The 7,785-nt window shown below is 47.6% G+C and carries 7 protein-coding genes and 1 pseudogene; 1 reads left to right on the top strand and 7 read right to left on the bottom strand.

The features are described 5' to 3' along the window. Nucleotides 1-13: 13 nt before the first annotated feature. Nucleotides 14-1,990: a hypothetical protein gene (locus tag GKG43_RS12620; protein ID WP_174518398.1), complete on the bottom strand. Its 1,977-nt coding sequence runs from the start codon at nt 1,988-1,990 to the stop codon at nt 14-16. Between the two features lie 216 nt (nt 1,991-2,206). On the opposite strand from GKG43_RS12620, the gene GKG43_RS12625 reads away from it, so the two are divergent. Continuing rightward, nucleotides 2,207-3,013 (top strand): class I SAM-dependent methyltransferase, encoded by an 807-nt coding sequence (locus GKG43_RS12625; RefSeq protein WP_055151252.1) that lies wholly within the window; start codon nt 2,207-2,209, stop codon nt 3,011-3,013. A gap of 99 nt (nt 3,014-3,112) precedes the next feature. Here GKG43_RS12625 and GKG43_RS12630 read toward each other — a convergent pair. The 6 genes and pseudogenes from GKG43_RS12630 to GKG43_RS12655 form a co-directional block, all read right to left on the bottom strand. Beyond that, nucleotides 3,113-3,598: pseudogene (locus tag GKG43_RS12630) on the bottom strand (CinA family protein); the annotation flags it as partial. Nucleotides 3,599-3,644: 46 nt separating this feature from the next. After that, on the bottom strand, nt 3,645-4,187 hold the full coding sequence (pgsA, locus tag GKG43_RS12635) for a CDP-diacylglycerol--glycerol-3-phosphate 3-phosphatidyltransferase (RefSeq protein ID WP_050642454.1): 543 nt from the start codon (nt 4,185-4,187) through the stop codon (nt 3,645-3,647). Beyond that, on the bottom strand, nt 4,187-5,509 hold the full coding sequence (rimO, locus tag GKG43_RS12640; protein ID WP_055151258.1) for a 30S ribosomal protein S12 methylthiotransferase RimO: 1,323 nt from the start codon (nt 5,507-5,509) through the stop codon (nt 4,187-4,189). The genes pgsA and rimO overlap by 1 nt, the downstream gene beginning before the upstream one ends. A 93-nt stretch (nt 5,510-5,602) precedes the next feature. Beyond that, on the bottom strand, nt 5,603-5,848 hold the full coding sequence (gene rpoZ / locus GKG43_RS12645; protein WP_050642456.1) for a DNA-directed RNA polymerase subunit omega: 246 nt from the start codon (nt 5,846-5,848) through the stop codon (nt 5,603-5,605). A gap of 3 nt (nt 5,849-5,851) precedes the next feature. Then, nucleotides 5,852-6,490, bottom strand: a complete 639-nt coding sequence (gene gmk, locus GKG43_RS12650; protein WP_050642457.1) for a guanylate kinase — start codon at nt 6,488-6,490, stop codon at nt 5,852-5,854. A 12-nt stretch (nt 6,491-6,502) separates the two neighbouring features. Further along, nucleotides 6,503-7,381: a YicC/YloC family endoribonuclease gene (locus GKG43_RS12655; RefSeq protein ID WP_055151261.1), complete on the bottom strand. Its 879-nt coding sequence runs from the start codon at nt 7,379-7,381 to the stop codon at nt 6,503-6,505. Nucleotides 7,382-7,785: the final 404 nt, after the last annotated feature.

Raw genomic sequence — 7,785 nt, forward strand, 5'->3', positions numbered from 1 at the left:
TCATATTTTCCAATTATATCTGTGATGGCTTTTCGGTCTCATAATCGGACCATTCTGTCAAAACAGATGCACCGGATACATCCCCGTTCCCGTCATATGCTTCTACTGTTACCTGCAGATTACTGTCGCCCTTCACATACACAGTTCCGTCACTCCCCTTTATGGTCACGCTTTTTCCGTCTGAATCCTGAATGGCGCCGGCACAGGAAAGGCTGCTCAGCACGCTGTCCTTCGTCACCGTCCACGTACCTCCTTCGGCAATGTACAGATTGCAATAGCCATCCCCGCCGTCTTTGGCATAAGTCTCGTCATCCAGAACCGCACCGGTCAGTGTACTTCCCTCTGTCATATAAAAGTCCAGTTTACTGATACTGTCCCAAATGACATCGCCTTCCATGTTCTGGCGGACTGCCGTAAACAGACAGTCTGCTCCATTTTCTCCTTCCGTCCCCCAGCCTCTCTGATTGTTGTTTCCTGTACATTGCAGGAAAAATTCGCTGTTATCCGCATATTGTATATCTACCCCGGACAGGGTGATCGTAGATTCCGTATTTGTTGTGTAAAACATTCCGCCATTTTTGGCTGTCAGTGTTCCGTTCTTCATCTCGAAAGTACTGTTTCCTACCTCTGAGTCACCGGACATACTCTGGTACAGAATCACATTCCAGGTGCAGTCATTTTGTTCAGCATCACTCATATTTCCTGTCAGGCTGCAGTCATACAGACGGAGCGAATTCAGTCCTTCAATGCAGACAGCTTCCGATCCGTTGGCCGTAAGGTCCGCATTGCTGGCTGCAATATCGGCCGTACTGTACACTGCGGGAGAACCCACCCCATTTGAGGTATAGCTGCCTCCGTCTATGACCATTCTCCCTCCGCCCCGGTCACTTCGTATCGCTGCGGAAGACTCTCCGGATGTATCAACTTCCAGATCCCAGGCATACAGGGTACCGCCTCCTGCCGCATGGATTCCTCCTGAGGTATCCTGTTTTGCAGTAATTTTCGTATCCGAGGCGTATATTGTCCCATTTCCATAGGCAAAAATACCTGCGCCTCCTGCCGCGTCTGTCTCAATCGTGCTTCCACTGATGTAAGCTGTCCCGTCCGTATTCAGCACTGCCGCGCCTACACCATAAAAGCTGGAATTATCCCCGCCTGTGCTGTCAGTTGACGACCTTGAAATGGTCATGTTTTTCATGACAACGGAGGCGCCTTCAAAAATATGGGCAGCATTCTCATCCGTTCCTGTGGATGTAATGCTCTCCCCTTCTATCTCGCTATCTTCCGTAAATTCTTCTGCCGCACTATAGCTCTCCACACCGCCCGGCTGCCCCATACCGTCCGAAGACATCACAAGAATCTCAGAGGCACTTCCATCCTCATCTAAAGTCACTGCAATGGTATCCCCTTCTTCCATGTCATCCAGCGTTATCTCCTCCTGGAATTCTTCCGGCGCTTCTCCATCCGGGGCTCCATCTGGTTTTTCTTCCGAAGGCCTCTCACTGCCATCTTCCTCTCCCGGCTGTACAGCCCCATCGGTTCCGTCGGCGGATTGTTCTCCACCGGATTCCTGTGTTTCAGGTGCACCGCCCTTCGGCGCTTCCCCCATTTCTCCCGGTTTTCCGCCGCCTATACTCTGACGTTTTATCACCGTGTCAGCCGCCACTTTAATATCCTGCTCCTCGCCGGTCAAATCCAGCATAGAAGGCTGCCCGCCGCCCTGAGGCATCTCTCCCGCCTCCATATCATCCGGCTTTTCCATGTCGTCTGACTTTTCCGTATCGTCTGACTTTTCCGTATCATCCGGAAATTCCATTTCTTTTTGTGTACCAACTTCTATAGTTATAGTTTTTCCCCTTATCTCACTCACCTGTCCGTATATTGTCTGTCCTGTATCTGATGTATTTTCTTTCTCTGCACATCCGCTGAGCATAGCCGATCCCAAAGTTATTGTTATCCCAATTAAAACACCTGCATATCTTTTTTTCATACAACACTCTGTCCTTTCAATTACCGTTTCATAGCTGACTTCTTTCGTAGTATAAAGTTGTTACTTTAGCTGAACCTTAAATAATCCGCCGTGTTCTGTGAAATTTATGTGAGGTTTTCAATAGTAATAATAAGAATACAGTAGTATACTTAAATGTAAAAGGTCATTCAGAAAGATTTACCGAGGATTCTCAGGAAGAAAACGGAGGTAGTTTATATGGAAATAAGCAACGAGAAGATAGATTCCGGAAAAGCATTTGACTGGGGTAAGACATCGGCCGACTATGCCAGATACAGGGATATTTATCCACAGATTTTTTATGAGAAAATCATAGAACGGAATCTATGTTTAAGCGGGCAGAAAGTATTAGATATTGGTACGGGGACCGGTGTGCTTCCGAGAAATATGTATCGGTACGGTGCAAAATGGACAGGAACGGATATTTCAGATATGCAGGTTACAGAGGCTGAAAGAATGTCCGCCGAATTAAATCAGGACATCCAATACTACGCCGCAGCCACGGAAGAGCTTGAGTTCCCTGACAATTCATTTGATGTCATAACCGCCTGCCAGTGTTTTTGGTATTTTGACCATAAGAAAGTGATGCCAAAATTGGCCCGTATACTGAAAAAGGACGGAATACTTCTGCTGTTATACATGGCATGGCTCCCGTTTGAGGATGAGATTGCCGGTGCGAGTGAAAAGCTGGTACTGAAGTACAGTCCCAAGTGGTCGGGGGCGGGCGAGAGAAAACATCCGATAGCCGTGCCTGATATTGTCTATGAAACCTTTGAAGCAGTTTATCATGAGGAATACGATATTGAGGTTCCCTTTACCAGGGAAAGCTGGAACGGAAGAATGAAGGCCTGCCGCGGCGTCGGGGCATCTTTATCTCCGGAAGAAATTATAGAGTGGGAAGCGGAACACAGGACTTTGCTGGAAAAGATTGCACCCGAAACATTCTGCGTGAAACATTACGCAGCTATGCTGGAGTTAAAACTAAAAAGCATGCAGCCCCAATAAATTAATCAACACATAGGAAAAGGCCGCTGTTCTGGAATTGCCGGATAAATCCATTGGCATTCCAGAACAGCGGCTTGTGAATATTTATTAGACAGTAAGTTAATTGTTATTTGATCCCTCGTCCTGCAGAAGTGACAGCGCAAGGGAAAGCGCTTCTTTCACAGTATGTGCCCTGTTTTCTGCCCTGTCACCGGAAAACTGACATTTCATGACCTTTGTTTTTCCGAAGACGCAGCACCCCACATAGACCAGACCCACCGGTTTATCTGCAGTTCCTCCGCCCGGCCCTGCGATTCCGGTAGAGCTGAGAGCCACATCCGCACGAGCCGCCTTAGCAGCTCCTTCTGCCATCTCCCGTGCGGTCTGCTCACTGACCGCGCCATAAGTTTCCAGTGTCTCGTGGCTGACGCCCACCAGCCTTTCCTTTGCCTCATTGGAATAAGTCACATATCCCTCGTTCAGCACATCAGAGGCCCCTGCCACATTGACAATTGTCCCTGCGATCAGACCGCCGGTACAGGATTCCGCAGTGGTTATGGTCAGCTTTTCTGCCGCCAGCTTTTCCACAAGGCACTCTTCCAGGCTCCTGCCCTCTTCACTCATTTTATGCAATACCCATTCCGGATACATCCTACATTCCTCCCTGTGTCAGAACCTGTTTATTTTTAAACACGTAATCCAGCAGGGAAATAATTGTAAGCGCCAGAGCAACCCACACCAGTACGGTGCCGAGCATGTCAAAGAATCCGCCCAGATCTGCGATCAGAACGATAATCATTGCCATCTGGAATACGGTCTTGAACTTACCCCAGTAGCTCGCCGCAATAACGACCCCGCTGTCGGATGCCACCAGCCGGAATCCGCTGATGATGAATTCCCGGCTGATGATCACGATTACGATCCATGCATCCAGTTTATTCATCTCAATCAGGCAGATCATGGCGGAGCAGACAAGAAGCTTGTCCGCCAGGGGATCCATGAATTTTCCAAAATTCGTAACCAGATTATATTTTCTTGCAATTTTCCCATCCAGCAGATCCGTCAGGCTGGCTACCACGAAAAGTATGAGGGAAATCCATTTATTAGCTGGTCCCCCAATGTCCGTCAGCATAAACAGGACAAAAAAGGGAACCATGATCACCCTCAAAATAGTAAGTTTGTTTGGTAAATTCATTACACAAGACCTCCTATCAAATCATATTCTACTGCGCCGGATACGCTGACTTTGGCAAAATCTCCGGACATCAGCTCTTCTTCCGTATTCACAAAAATAAGTCCGTCCACATTCGGTGCATCCCGGTAAGTCCTGCCCACGTAGGCATTTTCATCCGCCACCTTACCTTCGATCATAACCAGCACTTCCCTGCCGATCATACTTTCCGCATTGTCGAAGGCGATCTCCTGCTGAAGTTCCATCAGATCGGCCTGCCGCTCTGCTTTTACCTCTTCGTCAATCTGGTCCGGCATAAGCGCTGCCGGCGTGTCTTCCTCCGGTGAATATGTGAAGACTCCCAGCCGGTCAAACTCCATCGCATCCACGAATTCCATAAGTTCCTCGTGCTGCTCCGCTGTTTCCCCGGGGAAACCGGTAATCAGGGTCGTCCTTAGACAGATGTCTGGAATCTCTCTTCTCAGCTTTTGGATCATGTCAGTCAATTCCTGCTTGGAGGTTCTTCTGCCCATTCTTTTCAGGATGTCGTCATTGGCGTGCTGAATCGGAAGATCCAGGTAATGGCATATCTTCTCTTCCTCCTTCATGACCTGAATCAGTTCGTCCGTAATCTCCTCCGGATAGCAGTAAAGTATCCGGATCCAGCGGATTCCCTGTATTCTGCACAGCTCTTTTAACAGAAGATGCAGCGACTTTTCTCCGTAAATATCTATGCCGTAAAGTGTCGTCTCCTGTGCCACCAAGATCAATTCCTTCACACCCTGGTCTGCCAGATACTGCGCTTCTGTTATTAGCTTTTCCATCGGAACACTTCGAAAGTTCCCCCGAATCTTTGGAATAATACAATAAGTACAGTGTTTATCGCACCCTTCAGCAATCTTCAGATAAGCAAAATGGCCTCCGGTTGTCACAAGACGCTTTGCCTCCACATCCGGAATCCCGTTAATGTCAGACATCGTAACAGAATGCTTCCCTTTGAGAGCTCCGTCCACGGCTTCCAGGATCTTATCATAGGATGTAGTCCCCAGTACCGCGTCTACCTCAGGGATCTCATCAAGTATCTCCTGGCGGTAGCGTTCTGCCAGACACCCCGTCACAACAAGCGCCTTCAAAGAGCCGTCCTTTTTATATTCGGCCATCTCCAGAATGTTCTGGATGCTCTCCTCTTTGGCATCGTGAATAAAACAGCATGTATTGATCACGATAATATCCGCCTCTGACTCATCATCCGTCATCTGATATCCCCTGGATGCCAGAAGCCCCAGCATGACCTCCGTATCCACCAGGTTCTTATCGCACCCCAGAGAAATAAATAGTATCTTCATAAAACCTCCCATATTCTGCCTTGCCGGCGCCTTTTGATGCCCGGCAGATATTCATAAAAGGCAGATACTCTAGTGCATCTGCCTTTTTATTTCTTATTCTTCTTCTGCATTTTCAGCGATAATCTTCAGCTTTCCTTCGTTCAGTTCTTCGATTGCGGTTGAAAGCGGCTTCTCTTCGCTTCTTGCATTTACAAGAGGCAGTTCCCCGTCAATCAGCTGTCTTGCCCTCTTCGATGTTGCAAGTACGATGGAATAACGGCTGTTTACAATCTTTGTCTCGCCTTCCTCAATGTCTTTGTTAACGACCTTCATTAAATCTGTGTAAGATGGATGCAGCATATCTTATGATTCTCCTTTCAAACTCTTGTTCAAATCTTCTTTTATTTTTTTCATAAATTCTGTATTTCGAAAACTTCTCCGATGCTCCGCCTGAATGATCCCATGCATCTCTTCCACACAGGCTTCCAGTTCATCGTTGACAATCAGATAATCATATCTGTCCATGCCCTCCGCTTCCTCTACTGCGCGCTTCATTCTGGATTCGATGACCTCCATCGTCTCCGTACCCCGTCCCACAAGCCGGTTCTTCAGCTCGGCCGCCGTTGGAGGAGTCACAAACAAAAGCAGGGTCTCGGGAAATGCCTTCTTTACTTTCAGGGCACCCTGGATCTCTATCTCCAGAATCACGTCCCTGCCTGTATTGAGCTGCTTTTCAACATAAGCACGCGGTGTTCCATAATAATTTTCCACATACCTAGCATACTCTATCAGCTCTCCTTTCGCAATCATTTTTTCAAATTCTTCTTTAGTTTTGAAAAAATATTCTCTTCCGTCTGCTTCCCCCGTCCTCGGCCGGCGTGTGGTTGCCGAGATCGAAAGTGCATAGTATTCTTCATAACGCGCCAGCAGCGCTTTCATCAAAGTTCCCTTGCCTGCTCCTGAAAAACCGGATACTACTATCAGAATTCCTTTTCTGTTCATAACTGACATCCTTTACTCAATATTCTGTATCTGCTCGCGGACCTTTTCAATCTCCGTCTTCAGACCGATCGCACAATTGGAAACTTCCAGATCATTGGCCTTGGACAAAATTGTATTCGCCTCACGGTTCATCTCCTGGGCTATGAAGTCCAGCTTTCTCCCGATTCCTTCCTTTTCCCCCAAGGTATCCCTCATGTGTCCGATATGGCTTTTCAGGCGTACTACCTCTTCATCCGTACAGATCTTATCAGCAAAAAGAACCACTTCCGCAGCAATACGGCTTTCTTCAATCTGCGTATCCGACAGAAGCTCGCGAACCTTTGTCTCCAGCTTTGTCCGGTATTCTGCAATAATCTCCGGAGAACGCTCTTCAATATAAGCGACCAGCTTCTCCATGCCTTCCAGCTTTTCCAGTATATCGTTTCTAAGGTTCTCCCCCTCATTGGTCCGGGTCTCCACAAACTGTAAGAATGCCCCTTTCAGCGCTTCTTCCAGCCCGTTCCAGAGTTCTTCCTCGTCCTCACACTGCTCTTCCATCGTAATCACTTCCGGATAGCGCGACAATGTGGACACACGAACATCATTCTCCAGGCCGAATTCCTCCTCCATCTGTTTCAGATATTTCAGATACTCTGCCGCCAGGGAGGCATTATATTTGAGGGAAACCTGATTCTCAGACGTATCTTCATAGGTAATGAATATATCAATCTTGCCTCTGTTTGCATACTTCTTTAACAGAGTCCGTATGGATGTTTCAAAAAAGTTAAGTTTTTTCGGCATTCTGATGTTCACATCCAGATAACGGTGGTTCACGCCTTTAAGCTCTACCGTAAACTTTCTGGACTCTTTTTGTACCTCACACCTGCCAAAACCAGTCATGCTCTTTATCATGGTTATTCTTCCTTCTTGTACAGTAATAGTTTGTTTCATACACATTATGAAACATTATACCTCTCTTGGGGCTCTGCGGTCAACCTCTCTGCAAAATAAATTCGGGAGTTAGTCGGCTAGCTTTAGCCTGGTCGACGGACGGGGACGCTTCATGACAGGGAGACCGGGAAGGCACGGGTGCATATCGCAACGGCATATACAGCCCCAGCACCTTCCCGGCCTCCCTGTCATAAAGCTGGTTCATCCAATCGGCTGGAAAACTCGCCAACCGGGTGGGATCCCGGACCAGGGCAGCGGATGTGGATTGGCTATGCGTGTCTTTTCATTTTCAAGATGTGTATTGAATTATTTTGATACTGGAACCGTATCCCTTTGCTTATGTACACCTACTGGGGACATAAAAG

It is taken from the genome of Eubacterium sp. BIOML-A2, assembly GCF_009680135.1.
In the GTDB taxonomy this organism is placed as follows: domain Bacteria; phylum Bacillota; class Clostridia; order Lachnospirales; family Lachnospiraceae; genus Faecalicatena; species Faecalicatena contortus_B.